This is a genomic window from Bradyrhizobium sp. USDA 10063, from assembly GCF_054063735.1.
Genome location: NZ_JBSSGP010000002.1, coordinates 1,384,940 through 1,399,886, shown reverse-complemented (window position 1 = coordinate 1,399,886; position 14,947 = coordinate 1,384,940). Strand labels below are relative to the sequence as shown.

Below are 14,947 nucleotides of genomic sequence, written 5' to 3'. Positions count from 1 at the left end.
AGGTCGCCCCTTTAAGTCCCCCACGTCTCGCGGATTTTCGCATCACGCGGGAGTAGCTCAGTTGGTTAGAGCGCCGGCCTGTCACGCCGGAGGTCGCGGGTTCGAGCCCCGTCTCTCGCGCCATTTTGGCGGTATTTTTCAGGCAGTTAGCTCCGCGCCCGACCTTCGATCCGATCCTGGTCCGCGAAACCTGCCACCGGCTGCATTCATGGCGAACGGGACGGTTCGCACAGCGAGATCGACGCGCCGGGCTTCCACCAGCGGCAGGCCGGAAGACATCCCGACGAAAAGCCTTTCGAGATGTGGTCATGTTACCACAATCATACAGAGAAACTCCATTGATCAACCACCGACGCGTGCCATACTTTCCGGCGGCGAGATTCTGTCATGAAATCGATATAGAACTGCCCTGAGAACTGTTTTGATTCAGCTTTGACACTATCAATTCACGGGGGCCGGGCCTTGCAATCGGTGTTGTTCGCCATCCTGCTATCCGCTGGGCCGATTGCGGTGCTCGCTCACGGTTTCGCCGGGGCCGGCTCGACAATCACCGGTCTGCTGATGGCGGCGCCAACTGCTGCGCTCCTTGTTCTGGCGAGATGGCGTGAATTCAAGCCCGACATTTGCGACGTGCTGTTCGTGCTTTTTTGTTGCGGCGTCGGGCTTTCGTTCGCCGCCAACGGCGTCATTGCGCCGAAAGAGGCCGTCCTGCTCGGCATGTCGCTTGCGGCATATCCCGCGGTCAGAGTGAGCTCCCGTTGTGGTCAAGTTCCGCAAGCCTTCGTGATCGTCACAGGCGCCGTGGTGGCGGCCGGAGCCGTCGTCACCTCGGTGGCGCTGCTTGGCCAATGGAACGATAACCATGGCAAGCCGCTGGTCTTTGACGAGTATGACGCCGCGCCGGCGCAGTTCACGATATCGTTTGGCTTTCTGCTTCTGGCGCTGGCCTGCACAGAACTCAATTGGCGACGGACCGCATGGATTTCGATCCTCTCGGCCGTGCCGACAGCGATCTTCGCGGCGTCGATCGTGCGCTACTCCTTTGTCGTGATCGTCGTGGCGCTGTTCGCGGCGATGGTGGCGACCAGGCCCAAGCAACGCAAATTCATTGCTGTGATCATGTGCGCCACGATCGCTTCGGTCGCACTCGGCGCGGTCGCCAGGTCATCGACAACGCTCAAATTCGCCAGGCACGCCGAAGCGGTGCTGAGCAACAACGAGACGCCGGCGCCGGCGACGCCGGTTCCACCGCCGGCCGCCGCGGTGCCGGCCCCCGCCGCGTCAGGCAGCGCCGCAACTCAGCCAGCTCCGCCAGTCCCGGCGCCTCCGCAAGCCTCCTGTCCTGCCATCGACCGGGATAATTCGATCATCATCCGACAGCAGCTCTACAAGGACGCGTTCGCGTTGCTGCCGGAGGCCGGGCTGACGGGACTGGGATTGGACGGCTTCACCCAGCGGTCGTGCCTGAAAGGCTTCCAGGTTCACAACTCGATCCTCCAGGTCATCATCGAATTCGGATGGCTGGCGGGCGTCTTCCTCATCCTGATGGTCTGTCACACCGTGGGAACGCGGATGTTCTCGCTCGCGAGGATCAATCGCGAAGCCCGCTTCGTGCTGTGCAGCCTGGTGTTCACGCTCATGCTGGGCATGGCGCATGGCAGGATCAGCAGAGACGTCGCATTGTTCCTGTTTCTGGGATACGCGGCCAAGCTGCGAAGCAGTGCGCTCGATATTGAAGAGCAAGCCTGGATATTCGGAGACGGTCCGATCAGAGCCATTCCGGCAGCGGGTGTCGGCACTCGCTTGAACGCAGCCTGACGGCGGAGGTCGCGCGATTCTTCAGGCCCGGACTAGAATTCGAAGCTATCCCGGCCCCGGCGCGCCAGATCACGGAGATCGGCCAATGTGCCGCGGACTGCGCTGCAGCAGCGGCATTCGATGACCGTGTCGTCGGATGCGGCGGCCGGTCTCTCCAGCTTGATCGAGAGGCTGCCGCAATCGGTGCAGACGATCTTGAAGCCGGAAGAGTATGTTTCCTGATGCAGATTCATCGGCGGCGAGGGTCCTGTCGACCTTCTCTATACGCGCCGAGATTTAAGCTTGGGATCGCAACGTCGGTTGCAATCGAGCGATTGCGTTAGGGCTTGTTAACGCTGGCTGTCTGGAGGGGAGGACAAGTCCAGCACTGGCCGTCCCAGCGCCAGCGCGGCGTCACGGACCGATCGGCGTGTGGTGACGAGAACGATGCCGCTGGCGTCGGCCCAGACCGCGAGGTCGGATTTGCTGTCGCCGGCGTAGATGAAGCCGTCTGGAAATAGCTGCCGGAGCAAGGCGGCCTTGGCTGGTCCCTTCAGATTTCGCGCGCCGTCGGACGCCAATATCTGATCGAAGAAGGGCAGGCGGAATGCCAGTTGGCCGGCAAGCACTGCGTCGGCAGCGGTAGCGAGCACGATCATGCGGCCGGCCGCCTGCTCCCGGTGCGCCAGCGCGACGACTTCCTGATGGAATTCGAGCCGGTCCCAGTCGATGCGGTTGCGCAGCGCAAGCTGGCGCTTGAGCACGGCGCGTCCTCGCAACAGCCATCTGGCGCAGGCGAGCACAATCAGCGGATTGCGGCGCAGGATCGAGAAGAAGCTCTTGTAGAGGAGGTCGCCCTTGATCAGCGTGCCGTCGAGGTCGAGCACCAGCGGCATCGATATCGGGAGGCCAAGCAGCGTATCCGCGGCGGCGGTGCGTGCATCGCGCCGCTCCAGCGGCGTTGGGGCGATGTGCATGGTAAGGTCAGTCACGCATCGCACTCAGTTGGTTCGGCACCGTGCAGGCTACAATCTCGCGTCCGCCGCTCTGCTTCGCCTTGCAGTCGCCGTAGCCGAGATTGCGGGCGACGGCTGATCCGCTCTGGTCGGAGGACGACACGATCAGCACCTGCGGCGCGCCGCGATTGACATTGCGGAATTTTGCAACGTCAGCAGCATCGGGCTCGGTTTCCCAGTCGGCGGTCGCGCGCAGGAAATCATGCGATGGCACATATTGCAGCGGAAAATAGCCGAAATACCGGGTCGAGGGCAGCGTGGAAGAGAGACCGGCGCCGCGGGCGGCCAGCGCCGCGGTCTGGGCTGCGTGCAGGGTGGGGCGGATGCGCCAGGCGAACAGAGAGCTGTCGCGCTGGGCGATCAGATCGGCATTGACGAAAGTCTTGCCGGGATTCTCGCGGCCGACATCGAGCTCGCTTTCCAGCACCGGCGCCCAGCTCTTGTAGGCCACCGCGCGGATCGCGCTCTGGCCGACCAGGCCGGCGATCGCCGCGAAGCACAGGATGCGCACCAGCGCTTCGTGTGGCTGCCGGCTCGCGATGAAGAGCACGACCGCGATCCAGCTATAGGGCGCGAGCCGCTCCGACAGCAGCGCCGAGCCGGTTTTCAGATTGAGGAGCGAGAGCAGCACGACAAGGACGAAGAAGACGGGCCAGGTCAGGTTGCCCGACCTCAAGTGCCGGAGCGCTATGACGCCGGCCACCAGCACTGCCGCCAGAAGCGGTCCCAGCGCCACCACCTCCCAGGAGGTGAAGGTGAAGAGGTGCGTGGCGGCAACGATCCGGCGCAGGATCTGCGCAATGCCGCCTTCGCCCGGCACCTCGCCGGGAATGTTCTGGTAGGCGAGCAGGAACTTAGCGATCAAGACCAGCACCGGCATGGCCGCTGCGATCGCCCAGATGCCATCGATGAGCAATCGACGGCCGGCGGCACGCGGGCCGGCGCGCTCCAGCGTGCGGAGCGCGCGGGCGATGTCGTCCGCCGCGAGCAGCAGGCAGGCCGCCACCACGGAGGTGATGTGGGTCAGATAGAGGGCCGTCAGGAACGCTGCGGTGGCAAGGAAGGTGAAGATGTCGCCGCGCTCGTGCACCTTGCCCCAGAAGCTCGCGAACAACAGGAACAGCGGCACGCCAAGCGCGAAATTATAGAAGCCCCAGTGGATGAAGACGCCGAAGGCGACCGGCAACAGCAGCAGCATCGGCAGCACCGGCCGCTCGGTCTCAGTGCGGGACACCACAAAGGCGGCTGCGATCCAGAGCAGCCCGTACAGGCTCAGAAACAGCGTGTTGGCGAGCAGCGGACTGCCGGTCAGCCGGATCAGGCCGGCGAGCACCAGATAGATCGCGGAGTTCGGTTCGATGCGCGAATTCCACTGGTAGAAGGAGGCCGCAGGCTCCTGCAGGACGCCGCCCCAGCCGAAGCGGGCGATCAGGTCGGCCTGCGCCAGATGCACCGGGCCGTCCTGGGTCGGCACCAGCTTCACCAGCCAGACCGGGCCGTCGAGCAGAAGCGCCAGCGCGGCGAACGCCAGCGTCGCGACCGCGACGCCGGCGTAGTTGCGAGGGGCACTGAGGGAAGCCGTCATCGACATGGTCAGCGACCCCCGCTGAGACGGATGAGATCGGAGCTGGTCAGGCTGTTGAGCAGCGGCAGGTCGACGAAGGTCAGGATGCCGAACAGCGCCATGGTGACGGCGGCGGCAATCAGCATCGACGGCTGCCGCATCAGTTCCTCGGGCCGCGCGGCCGCGGAATCCGGGGTCAGCGCAAGCCGCATATAGGCGGCGAACAGCGCGATCAGGAACGGGATCGCGACGATGTATTCGATCCGGTACTTGATCAGGAAGATCGCCATCATGAACGCAAAGCCCTGGGCGTAGACGAGGCAGCTCGTCACCAGGCTCGAATGCGTATAGACGGCGAAGGAAGGCCGGTAGGCGGCGAGGTTGGCGGTGCCGCCGGCCTCCACGATCGCGCGATGCTCGGAAACGCGCTTGGCAGCCATCAGGAAGGCGCCGCCGAACCAATAGGCGAGCAGGATCGAGATCGGCGGGGCGATATGCGGGACCACCGCAAACCAGCCGAACAGGAAGCGCAGGGGATTGTTGAGGGACTCGACGATGACGTCGAGGAAGGCGCGATCCTTGGCGCGGATCGGCCGCACATTGTAGATGATCCCGAAAACGGCGAATACGGTCGCGGTGAGAGCAAAGCTCCGGCCAAGCTGGTTGGCGGCGAGCAGGCCCACGGCGGTCAAGAGGACATATTGGGCGAAGACGATGCTGGGCGACATCGCGGTCTGCACTGCCGGGCGCGCCCGCTTGGTCGGGTGCATGGCGTCGAAGGGGGCATCGAGCCATTCGTTGATGGTGTAGTTCGCGGACGACAGCGCCATCGCGACGAACAGGCAGGCGAGCAGGCGTTCGCCCAGCGTCGCGTAGTCCACCGGTCCGGCCCCCGCCATGATCATCGCGAAGGCGACGCCAGGGACGATCAGCACGTGCTTGATCCAGTGGTCGGGCCGCGCGATGGCAATGTAGTCGGCGAGACCCGCCGACGGCGGCGCGTAGGGGGTAACGGACATGCAGTCCTCCAGGCTACCTCTGTGCCGCATCGGGGCGGGCTACGATGGGTGATGCCGTGGAAGGGCAGCGATCGTGCCGCAGTGGCCGATGCGGCCATCTGCGTCGCCGAAGCCCGTGCAACGCGGTTAACGGCGGTAACGGAGGCGGGGTTTTTCGGGATTTTCCGTCCGCGGCTTAGGCAAGGGCGCAAAGTGGCTCCAATTGGCGGGGGCCAAGCGCAGGTGTGCCACGGCGGGGTATGCGCCGGATTGGTACAGGCCGTCCCAAACCGGGCAGCCCATCACCTTCTGAGCCCACCAAACAACAAAGCCGCCCGGAGGCGGCCTTTCGTGCCTTGTCTGAAAATGTCTGGGTCAGCGGACCGTGGAGGTCCCCGAGCTTGTAATTGCCACCGGCTTGCCGGCCTTCACAACCGGGGTCTGGGCGGTCTGGGTGAATTCCGAATTGTTGCGCGCGGCGATGCCCAAGGCTGTGACCGCAATGCCCGCCACCAGCGCTACCACCACGATCTTCAGGTGGGTCGAGCGATCCGCCGAGTGAATTGAGTGGTTCATCTGAAGCCTCCGGGCGAGCTTTGCCGTCGCCTGTTGGGCAGAGAGGTACGCCTGGTCTGTTTCAGGATGGTTTCGCGGGTTCCCCAAAATGGTTTCGTTGCTGGGCTGGATCGGTTTCGTGCGACATACGGCTAGCAACGGCGGACGCAGGGCAAACGAAAAAGTCACAAGTAGCGGCGCTTCCAGAGCCGAGATCCTCGCCCGGCGATCCCTGGGGATAACGCCGTCAGAGGGACGGACCAGCATACCGTTTCGGATCGACAGCACCCTGCGTTCAACTAAACGAGAGGCGTGCAAAGATGGCTATTGCACAGGGCGGATTTGAGCGATCTGAAGCCGCAAATCCGGGCACCGACCTTCGCCGCCACGCGTTCTTCGTCTGGGGCGAGAACGAGCGCTCAATACCGGTTGATCGGAGGCTGCCGAGCCCGACAGAGCTTTAAAATTGCTTGTCTTGCGCCCTCTGTTGCGCTGCGCTAAGGCTCAAGAATAATTCCAATGAAACGAATCTGCGGCTGTCCGAAACCGCAGCAAGAAGGCACCGCCGATGACCGGCATCCTGCAGAATTATCTTCCACTTGTGGTGTTTATCGGGGTGGCGGCCGTGATCGGCCTGGCGCTCCTGATCGCGCCATTCCTGCTCGCATTCCAGCAGCCGGATGCGGAAAAGTTGTCCGCCTATGAATGCGGATTCAACGCTTTCGACGACGCCCGCATGAAGTTCGACGTGCGCTTCTATCTGGTGGCGATCCTCTTCATCATCTTCGACCTCGAAGTGGCGTTTCTGTTCCCCTGGGCGGTGGCGTTCGGCAAGCTGGGCGCGACCGGGTTCTGGTCGATGATGGTGTTTCTGGCCGTGCTGACGGTCGGCTTTGCGTATGAATGGAAGAAAGGCGCGCTCGAATGGGATTGAGCCCCACTGCCGCAACGTCCCAGCCGGCAATCGCGCCGGCGCCGAAGGGCATCCTTGATCCCGCCACCGGCAAGCCGGTCGGCGCCAATGATCCGTATTTCCGCGAAATCAATCATGAGCTCTCCGACAAGGGTTTCTTCGTCGCGGCCGCCGACGACCTGATCACGTGGGCCCGGACCGGCTCGCTGATGTGGATGACGTTTGGCCTGGCCTGCTGCGCGGTCGAGATGATGCAGGTCTCGATGCCGCGCTACGACGTCGAGCGCTTCGGCTTCGCGCCGCGCGCCTCGCCCCGGCAGTCCGACGTGATGATCGTCGCGGGCACGCTGACCAACAAGATGGCGCCGGCGCTGCGCAAGGTCTACGACCAGATGCCGGAGCCGCGCTACGTGATCTCGATGGGCTCATGCGCCAATGGTGGTGGCTACTACCACTACTCCTATTCGGTGGTGCGCGGCTGCGACCGCATCGTGCCGATCGACATCTATGTGCCGGGCTGTCCGCCCGACGGCGGAAGCGCTGCTCTACGGCGTCTTGCTGCTGCAGAAGAAGATCCGCCGCATCGGCACTATTGAACGCTAAGGTATTACGTCATGGACGACGCCAAGCTCGACGCACTGGGGCAGACGATCGTTAGCGCGCTTGCCGGCGCGGCGAAAGCCTATTCGGTTGCGTTCAACCAGCTCACGGTTGATGTGGACGCGGAGAAGATCGTCGATGTCGTCAAGCACCTGCGTGACGATCCGGCATTGCGCTTCGTCAACTTCACCGACGTGACCGCAGTCGATTACCCCGAGCGGGAGAAGCGGTTCGACGTCGTCTACCACTTCCTGTCACCGACGCTGAATACACGCATCCGCCTGCGCGCGGAGGCCGACGAGAACACGCAGGTGCCGTCGATCATCGAGGTCTTTCCCGGCGCCGACTGGTTCGAGCGCGAGACCTACGACCTCTACGGCGTGATCTTCACCGGCCATCCCGACATGCGGCGGATCCTGACCGACTACGGTTTTGACGGCCATCCGCTGCGCAAGGACTTTCCGCTCACCGGCTTCGTCGAGGTCCGCTACGACGACGAGGAGAAGCGGGTGGTGTATGAGCCGGTGCGCCTCAACCAGGAATTCCGCAAGTTCGATTTCCTCTCGCCCTGGGAAGGTGCGGATTATCCGCTGCCGGGCGACGAGAAGAGAAGTGGCGAATAGCGAATGGCGAGTGGCGAATAGGGATGATTGTTGAGCGACCCATCGATCAGCTCGTACAGGGACCTAAGAGTGTGGCAAGATGCCATGATCTTAGCGGAGTCCTGTTATCGCTTAACGGGACGATTTCCTCGCGACGAGCTGTTTGGTCTGACATCTCAGGTCAGGCGTGCTGCGGCGTCGATCCCCGCCAATATCGCGGAAGGTCATGGGCGCGAAAGTACGGGCAGTTTCGTGCAGTCACTGCGTGTGTCGCAGGGATCTTTGAAGGAACTGGAAACTCATCTGCTGCTAGCGGAACGCGTTGGCATTCTGCCCTCGTCCGAATTGGAGACGGTGATCGGGCGGTGCGAAAGCTTGGGCAAAATGGTGCGAGCATTGATACGCTCTCTGCAGGACAAGTCCATAAGATGACCTTCGCTATTCGCTATTCGCCACTCGCCATTCGCCAGGCAGCGGGAGCTGCATCATGAACGAACAACCGCAGAATCTGCGTAACTTCACGATCAATTTCGGGCCGCAGCATCCGGCAGCGCACGGTGTGCTTCGTCTGGTGCTTGAGCTCGATGGCGAAGTCGTCGCGCGTGTCGATCCGCATATCGGGCTGCTGCATCGCGGCACCGAGAAGCTGATCGAGCACAAGACCTATCTGCAGGCGATCCCGTATTTCGACCGGCTCGATTACGTCGCGCCGATGAACCAGGAGCATGCCTTCTGCCTCGCGGCGGAAAAGCTGCTTGGCATCACGGTGCCGCGCCGCGGGCAGTTGATCCGCGTGCTCTATTGCGAAATCGGCCGCATCCTGTCGCATCTGCTCAACGTCACCACGCAGGCGATGGACGTCGGCGCGCTCACCCCGCCTTTGTGGGGCTTCGAAGAGCGCGAGAAGCTGATGGTGTTCTACGAGCGCGCCTCCGGCTCGCGCATGCACGCGGCCTATTTCCGTGTCGGCGGCGTGCACCAGGACCTGCCGCCGAAGCTGATCGATGATATCGAAGTATGGTGCGACCCGTTCCTTAAAGTGGTCGACGACCTCGATACGCTGCTGACCGGCAATCGCATCTTCAAGCAGCGCAACGTCGACATCGGCGTCGTGCCGCTGAAGGAAGCCTGGGAGTGGGGCTTTTCCGGCGTGATGGTGCGCGGCTCGGGCGCGGCCTGGGACCTGCGCAAGGCGCAGCCCTACGAATGCTATGCCGAGATGGATTTCGACATCCCGATCGGCAAGAACGGCGACTGCTACGACCGCTACCTGATCCGGATGGAAGAGATGCGCCAGTCGGTGCGCATCATGAAGCAGTGCATCCAGAAACTGAAATCGCCCGACGGGCAGGGGCCGGTCGTGGTCGAGGACAACAAGATCGCGCCGCCGCGCCGCGGCGAGATGAAGCGCTCGATGGAGGCACTGATCCATCATTTCAAGCTCTACACCGAGGGCGTGCACGTGCCGGCCGGCGAAGTCTACGCCGCGGTGGAAGCGCCCAAGGGCGAGTTCGGCGTCTACCTCGTCGCCGACGGCACCAACAAGCCCTACAAGTGCAAGATTCGCGCGCCGGGCTTTGCCCATCTGCAGGCGATGGATCACATCTGCACGGGCCATCTGCTCGCCGACGTCTCGGCGATCCTGGGCTCGCTCGACATCGTGTTCGGAGAGGTCGATCGGTGATGGTGCAGCCGCCCATCCAGTTTGACCGCACCTCGGGGGCTCTTGAAGGAGCCAACCTGTGGGAGCGGACGGCTGCGCTGGCGCTGTCGACGGGTTCGAAGATCTCCTCGCACTTTTCCCACATGGGCTACATCGCCTGCGCCAATTTGCTGCGCAAGACGCTGCCCGATCGCAACATCGCCGTCCGCCTCAATGAGGACGCGGTGTTCGAGTTTCCCTATGGCGACGGCTATTGGAGCAAGCTGCTCAACCGCGCCTACCACTACGAGGACGAACTCGAACTCCTGTTCAAGGATTCCGCCGACGTCGACTACATGCTGATCGATTGCGGCGCCAATTACGGCTACTGGTCGGTGCTCGTCTCGAGCAGGCCGTTCGGCGCGCAGAAGGCGATCGCGATCGAGCCGTCGGGACAGAATTTCCCGAAGCTTGCGAGCAACGCCGATATCAACGGCAACCGCTTCGAGACGATGAAATGCGCGATCGGCGCGGCCAGGGGCACCGCGCGCCTGTCAGGCACCAAGCATGAGGCGTTCAGCATTGCCGGCGACCAGACCGATGGCGAGGAAGTGCCGGTCATCGCGCTCGATAATCTGCTCGACGACGGCAAGATCGCGCTGAACGGAAAATACCTGATCAAGCTCGACGTCGAGGGCGTCGAGATCGAGGCAATGAAGGGCGGCGTCCGGCTGATGCAGGGCGACAGCGTGCTGCTCTGCGAGGAGCATGGCAGCGATCGCAAGCACACCGTGTCGCGCTACATCCTGGAACAGACCCCGCTCAAGCTGATCGTCTACGATCCCAGTTCGAATCGCCTTGAAACGGTGACCGAGCTTTCGATCCTCGATCGCATCAAGGTATCGACCCATGTCGGCTACAACGTGTTCGGCACCGCAAGCGCCTTCTGGCAGGACCGGATCAACGCGCTGAATGCGAAGGCTGTGCGCCGCGTGCAATGAGAGAGTAAGAAATGTCCGTCCGTCGCCTCGCCCCGAAGGAATTGCAGCCCGCGAGCTTTGCGTTCACGGAGGAGAACCTCGCTTTCGCCAAGCAGCAGATCGCGAAGTATCCGCCGGGACGTCAGGCCTCCGCGGTGATCGCGATCCTGTGGCGGGCGCAGGAGCAGAACGAGGGCTGGGTTTCGGAAGCCGCGATCCGGACCGTCGCGGACCTGCTCGAAATGCCCCACATCCGCGTGCTGGAGATCGCGACCTTCTACACGATGTTCCAGTTGCAGCCGGTCGGCAAGAAGGCGCATGTGCAGGTCTGCGGCACCACGCCGTGCCGCCTGCGCGGCGCCGGCGACTTGATCGAGGTCTGCCAGCATCGCATCAGTCACGAGCCCTTCGAGCTGTCGAAGGACGGCAATTTCAGTTGGGAAGAGGTCGAGTGCCTGGGCGCCTGCGTGAACGCGCCGATGGTCCAGATCTGGAAGGATACCTACGAGGACCTGACCAAGGAGAGCTTCGGCAAGCTGCTGGACGGTTTTGCTTCGGGTAATCCGCCGAAGCCGGGCCCGCAGGTCGACCGTCAGTTCTCGGCGCCGGTGGGCGGCCCGACCACGCTGAAGGAAACCACATGAGGCCTGGTCTCGCATGGCAGAGAGCGGGAAGGGAGGTCGCGATGAAGAACTGGCGTTACATCGCTCTCCACGCGGCGGTCGCCGCCGTGTTCATTTTCCTGCTGCAGCGCTACGGGCTGAACGCCTCGCTTGAATCCAGCCTGTTGTGGGCGCTGACCTTCGGCGGATGCGCCGCCGGGCTCGCTTACGCCCAGGCCAATCGTTGATGTTTGGAAAGTTCTAGGCATGCTCGACGACAAGGACCGCATCTTCAAGAACCTCTACGGCCTCCACGATTGGGGCCTCGAGGGCGCGCGCCGTCGCGGCGCCTGGGATGGCACCAAGGCGATCATCGACAAGGGCCGCGACTGGATCATCAGCGAGATGAAGGCCTCCGGCCTGCGCGGCCGCGGCGGGGCGGGATTTCCGACCGGCCTGAAATGGTCGTTCATGCCAAAGGAATCGACCGACGGCCGGCCGAGCTATCTCGTGGTCAACGCCGACGAGTCCGAGCCGGGCACCTGCAAGGACCGCGAGATCATGCGGCACGATCCGCATCTCTTGATCGAGGGCTGCCTGCTCGCGAGCTTCGCGATGGGCGCGCATGCCTGCTACATCTATGTCCGCGGCGAATTCATCCGCGAGCGCGAGCACCTGCAGGCAGCGATCGATCAGGCCTATGAGGCCAGGCTGATCGGCAAGGACAACGTCAATGGCTGGCCGTTCGACCTCTACGTTGCCCATGGCGCCGGCGCCTATATCTGCGGCGAAGAGACCGCTCTCTTGGAAAGCCTCGAGGGCAAGAAGGGCCAGCCGCGGCTGAAGCCGCCGTTCCCGGCCAATGTCGGCCTGTTCGGCTGCCCGACCACCGTCAACAATGTGGAGTCGATCGCGGTCGCACCGGATATCCTGCGGCGTGGCGCGGCCTGGTTTGCCGCGATCGGCCGGCCCAACAATGTCGGCACCAAACTGTTCTGCATCTCCGGCCATGTCGAGCGGCCCTGCAACGTCGAAGAGGCGATGGGGATCCCGTTCCGCGAGCTGATCGACAAGCATTGCGGCGGCATCCGCGGCGGCTGGGACAATCTGAAGGCGGTGATTCCCGGCGGTTCCTCGGTGCGCATGGTGCCGGCCGAGCAGATCATCGACACGCCGATGGATTTCGACTCCTTGAGCAAATTGCGCTCGGGCCTCGGCACCGCGGCCGTGATCGTGATGGACAAGTCGACCGACCTGATCCGGGCGATCGCGCGCATCTCCTATTTCTACAAGCACGAGAGCTGCGGCCAGTGCACGCCGTGCCGCGAGGGAACGGGCTGGATGTGGCGGGTGTTGACCCGCATGGCCGAGGGCCGCGCGCACAAGCGCGAGATCGACATGCTGCTGGAGGTCACCAAGCAGGTCGAGGGTCACACCATTTGCGCGCTGGGCGACGCCGCGGCCTGGCCGATCCAGGGCCTGATCGCGCACTTCCGTCATGAGATCGAAGCGCGCATCGACCAATATTCGCACAAGGCTGACATCGACGATGTCGGGGTACGCGACCCCGTGCACATGGTGGCGGCGGAGTAGAGGCAATGACCAAACTGATCATCGACGGCAAAGAGATCGATGTGCCGCCGGAATACACGCTGCTGCAGGCGTGCGAGGCCGCCGGCGCCGAAATCCCGCGCTTCTGCTACCACGAGCGGCTGTCGATCGCCGGCAATTGCCGGATGTGCCTCGTCGAGGTGAAGGGCGGCCCGAAGCCGGTCGCAAGCTGCGCCTGGGGCGTGCGCGACTGCCGTCCGGGTCCCAAGGGCGAGCCGCCGGAAATCTCCACCCGCTCGCCGATGGTGAAGAAGGCGCGCGAAGGCGTGATGGAGTTCCTGCTGATCAACCATCCCCTGGATTGCCCGATCTGCGACCAGGGCGGCGAATGCGACCTGCAGGACCAGGCGATGGGCTACGGCGTCGACACCAGCCGCTTTGCCGAGAACAAGCGCGCGGTCGAGGACAAATATCTGGGCGCGCTGGTCAAGACCTCGATGAACCGCTGTATCCAGTGCACGCGCTGCGTCCGTTTCTCCACGGAGGTCTGCGGCACGCCGGAAATGGGTGCCACCGGCCGCGGCGAGGACATGGAGATCACGACCTATCTGGAGCAGGCGCTGAGTTCGGAACTGCAGGGCAATCTGGTCGACATCTGCCCGGTGGGCGCACTGACCTCGAAGCCCTATGCCTTCGTGGCGCGGCCCTGGGAACTCAACAAGACGCAGTCGATCGACGTCATGGACGGCGTCGGCTCCGCGATCCGGGTCGACACCCGCGGCCGCGAGGTGATGCGGATCCTGCCGCGCATCAACGAGGCCGTGAACGAGGAGTGGATCTCCGACAAGACCCGTCACATCGTCGATGGCCTGCGGGTGCAGCGGCTCGACCGGCCCTATATCCGCGAGAACGGCCAGCTCCGCCCGGCCTCGTGGCAGGAAGCCTTTGCGGCGATCGCCGCCAAGGCCGGCCGCATCGACGGCAAGCGGATCGGCGCGATCGCCGGCGACGTTGCCGCGGTCGAGGAGATGTTCGCGCTGAAGGAGCTGCTGGCGAAATACGGCTCGTCCAACCTCGCCGTGCAGGGCGGCGATGCCTTCGATCCGAAGGCCGGCCGCGGCGGCTATATCTTCAATCCGACGATAGCAGGCATCGAGCAGGCGGATGCGCTTCTGATCATCGGCGCGAACCCGCGCAAGGAAGCCGCGATCATCAACGCCCGCATCCGCAAGCGCTGGCGCACCGGCCAGCTCAAGGTCGGCGTGATCGGCCCGCAGGCGGACCTGACCTACCACTATGACTATCTTGGCGCCGGACCGGAGACGCTCGTGGCGCTCGCAGCCGGCAAGCATTCCTTCGCCGACGTGCTGAAGAATGCCAAGAAGCCGATCGTGCTGGTGGGCGCCGGCGCGTTCGCGCGTCCTGACGGCGCCGCGGTGCTGGCACAGGCGGCGAAGCTCGCGGTTGACTTCGGCGCGCTGAAGGACGGCTGGAACGGGTTCGGCGTGCTGCATGATACCGCCTCCCGCGCCGGCGCGCTCGATATCGGCTTTTCGGCCGGCGCCGGCGGCCTGAATGCGGCGCAGATGACGGCCCCTGGCACGCTCGACGTGCTGTTCCTGCTCGGCGCCGACGAGATCAAGGTGCCGGACGGCACGTTCGTCGTCTATATCGGCACCCATGGCGACCGCGGCGCGCACCGCGCCGACGTGATCCTGCCGGGCGCGGCCTACACCGAGAAGTCCGGCATCTACGTCAATACCGAGGGCAGGGCGCAAATGGCCGCCCGCGCCGCTTTCCCGCCTGGGGAAGCGCGCGAGGACTGGGCGATCATCCGCGCGCTCTCGGACGTGCTGGGCAAGAAGCTGCCCTACGATTCGCTGGCTGCCTTGCGCCAGGCGCTGTTCAAGGCGGTGCCGCATCTGATGCGGATCGACCAGATCGAGCCCGGCAAGGCCGACGATATCAAGGCGCTTGCGTCGAGGGGCGGAAGCGCCGACAAGGCGGTGTTCAAGAGCCCGGTCGAGGACTTCTACCTGACAAACCCGATCGCCCGGGCGTCCGCCGTGATGGCGGAATGTTCGCGCCTGGCGTCCGGGCGGATGCTGACGGCAGCGGAGTGAGCGT

General features: G+C 63.9%; 15 protein-coding genes, 1 tRNA gene and 1 pseudogene. 13 read left to right on the top strand and 4 right to left on the bottom strand.

Going from position 1 to position 14,947, the window contains the following annotated elements:
* The first annotated feature begins 46 nt into the window (after positions 1–46).
* From ACVJGD_RS08550 to ACVJGD_RS08540, 3 genes are all read left to right on the top strand, one after another.
* A tRNA-Asp gene (locus ACVJGD_RS08550) sits at positions 47–123 on the top strand.
* 348 nt (positions 124–471) lie between these two features.
* A complete protein-coding gene (locus tag ACVJGD_RS08545) occupies positions 472–1,818 on the top strand; it encodes an O-antigen ligase family protein (protein WP_456640209.1) in 1,347 nt (448 codons plus the stop codon).
* An 87-nt stretch (positions 1,819–1,905) separates the two neighbouring features.
* Positions 1,906–2,040, top strand: a complete 135-nt coding sequence (locus ACVJGD_RS08540) for a hypothetical protein (RefSeq protein ID WP_456633938.1) — start codon at positions 1,906–1,908, stop codon at positions 2,038–2,040.
* A 107-nt stretch (positions 2,041–2,147) separates the two neighbouring features.
* Here ACVJGD_RS08540 and ACVJGD_RS08535 read toward each other — a convergent pair whose 3' ends face one another.
* The 4 genes from ACVJGD_RS08535 to ACVJGD_RS08520 all read right to left on the bottom strand — a co-directional run bounded on the left by ACVJGD_RS08535 (position 2,148) and on the right by ACVJGD_RS08520 (position 5,951).
* A complete protein-coding gene (locus ACVJGD_RS08535; RefSeq protein WP_456633937.1) occupies positions 2,148–2,789 on the bottom strand; it encodes a haloacid dehalogenase-like hydrolase in 642 nt (213 codons plus the stop codon).
* Complete coding sequence (locus ACVJGD_RS08530) at positions 2,782–4,398, bottom strand: hypothetical protein (RefSeq protein WP_456633936.1); 1,617 nt, start codon at positions 4,396–4,398, stop codon at positions 2,782–2,784. The genes ACVJGD_RS08535 and ACVJGD_RS08530 overlap by 8 nt, the downstream gene beginning before the upstream one ends.
* An 8-nt stretch (positions 4,399–4,406) precedes the next feature.
* Positions 4,407–5,396 carry a UbiA family prenyltransferase gene (locus ACVJGD_RS08525; protein WP_456633935.1) on the bottom strand — a complete coding sequence of 330 codons (990 nt, stop codon included), beginning with the start codon at positions 5,394–5,396 and terminating at the stop codon, positions 4,407–4,409.
* A 354-nt stretch (positions 5,397–5,750) separates the two neighbouring features.
* Entirely contained in the window at positions 5,751–5,951 is a 201-nt protein-coding gene (locus tag ACVJGD_RS08520; protein WP_456633934.1) for a hypothetical protein, read from the bottom strand.
* A gap of 547 nt (positions 5,952–6,498) precedes the next feature.
* Between ACVJGD_RS08520 and ACVJGD_RS08515 the strand changes: the two genes are divergently transcribed.
* From ACVJGD_RS08515 to nuoG, 10 genes and pseudogenes are all read left to right on the top strand, one after another.
* Entirely contained in the window at positions 6,499–6,864 is a 366-nt protein-coding gene (locus tag ACVJGD_RS08515; RefSeq protein ID WP_456633933.1) for an NADH-quinone oxidoreductase subunit A, read from the top strand.
* Positions 6,855–7,446 (top strand): annotated as a pseudogene (locus ACVJGD_RS08510) (NuoB/complex I 20 kDa subunit family protein). The gene ACVJGD_RS08515 and the pseudogene ACVJGD_RS08510 overlap by 10 nt, the downstream one beginning before the upstream one ends.
* An 11-nt stretch (positions 7,447–7,457) precedes the next feature.
* Positions 7,458–8,066 (top strand): NADH-quinone oxidoreductase subunit C, encoded by a 609-nt coding sequence (locus ACVJGD_RS08505; protein WP_456633932.1) that lies wholly within the window; start codon positions 7,458–7,460, stop codon positions 8,064–8,066.
* Positions 8,067–8,096: 30 nt separating this feature from the next.
* Complete coding sequence (locus ACVJGD_RS08500; protein ID WP_456633931.1) at positions 8,097–8,477, top strand: four helix bundle protein; 381 nt, start codon at positions 8,097–8,099, stop codon at positions 8,475–8,477.
* Between the two features lie 55 nt (positions 8,478–8,532).
* A complete protein-coding gene (locus ACVJGD_RS08495; protein WP_456633930.1) occupies positions 8,533–9,729 on the top strand; it encodes an NADH-quinone oxidoreductase subunit D in 1,197 nt (398 codons plus the stop codon).
* Positions 9,729–10,688 carry an FkbM family methyltransferase gene (locus tag ACVJGD_RS08490; protein ID WP_456633929.1) on the top strand — a complete coding sequence of 320 codons (960 nt, stop codon included), beginning with the start codon at positions 9,729–9,731 and terminating at the stop codon, positions 10,686–10,688. Before ACVJGD_RS08495 ends, ACVJGD_RS08490 begins: the two co-directional genes overlap by 1 nt.
* Positions 10,689–10,699: 11 nt before the next feature.
* Positions 10,700–11,311 (top strand): NADH-quinone oxidoreductase subunit NuoE, encoded by a 612-nt coding sequence (nuoE, locus tag ACVJGD_RS08485; protein WP_456633928.1) that lies wholly within the window; start codon positions 10,700–10,702, stop codon positions 11,309–11,311.
* 41 nt (positions 11,312–11,352) lie between these two features.
* Positions 11,353–11,517 (top strand): hypothetical protein, encoded by a 165-nt coding sequence (locus ACVJGD_RS08480; RefSeq protein ID WP_376708272.1) that lies wholly within the window; start codon positions 11,353–11,355, stop codon positions 11,515–11,517.
* A gap of 19 nt (positions 11,518–11,536) precedes the next feature.
* Positions 11,537–12,862: an NADH-quinone oxidoreductase subunit NuoF gene (nuoF, locus tag ACVJGD_RS08475; RefSeq protein WP_456633927.1), complete on the top strand. Its 1,326-nt coding sequence runs from the start codon at positions 11,537–11,539 to the stop codon at positions 12,860–12,862.
* Positions 12,863–12,867: 5 nt separating this feature from the next.
* Entirely contained in the window at positions 12,868–14,943 is a 2,076-nt protein-coding gene (gene nuoG, locus ACVJGD_RS08470) for an NADH-quinone oxidoreductase subunit NuoG (protein ID WP_456633926.1), read from the top strand.
* The last annotated feature ends 4 nt before the right edge of the window (positions 14,944–14,947 follow it).

Coding starts and splice junctions, on each gene's coding strand:
- ACVJGD_RS08515 (WP_456633933.1), top strand. CDS start 6,499: ATGACCGGCATCCTGCAGAATTATCTTCCACTTGTGGTGTTTATCGGG.
- ACVJGD_RS08505 (WP_456633932.1), top strand. CDS start 7,458: ATGGACGACGCCAAGCTCGACGCACTGGGGCAGACGATCGTTAGCGCG.
- ACVJGD_RS08520 (WP_456633934.1), bottom strand. CDS start 5,951: ATGAACCACTCAATTCACTCGGCGGATCGCTCGACCCACCTGAAGATC.
- ACVJGD_RS08490 (WP_456633929.1), top strand. CDS start 9,729: ATGGTGCAGCCGCCCATCCAGTTTGACCGCACCTCGGGGGCTCTTGAA.
- ACVJGD_RS08530 (WP_456633936.1), bottom strand. CDS start 4,398: ATGACGGCTTCCCTCAGTGCCCCTCGCAACTACGCCGGCGTCGCGGTC.
- nuoE (WP_456633928.1), top strand. CDS start 10,700: ATGTCCGTCCGTCGCCTCGCCCCGAAGGAATTGCAGCCCGCGAGCTTT.
- nuoF (WP_456633927.1), top strand. CDS start 11,537: ATGCTCGACGACAAGGACCGCATCTTCAAGAACCTCTACGGCCTCCAC.
- ACVJGD_RS08495 (WP_456633930.1), top strand. CDS start 8,533: ATGAACGAACAACCGCAGAATCTGCGTAACTTCACGATCAATTTCGGG.
- ACVJGD_RS08525 (WP_456633935.1), bottom strand. CDS start 5,396: ATGTCCGTTACCCCCTACGCGCCGCCGTCGGCGGGTCTCGCCGACTAC.
- nuoG (WP_456633926.1), top strand. CDS start 12,868: ATGACCAAACTGATCATCGACGGCAAAGAGATCGATGTGCCGCCGGAA.
- ACVJGD_RS08480 (WP_376708272.1), top strand. CDS start 11,353: ATGAAGAACTGGCGTTACATCGCTCTCCACGCGGCGGTCGCCGCCGTG.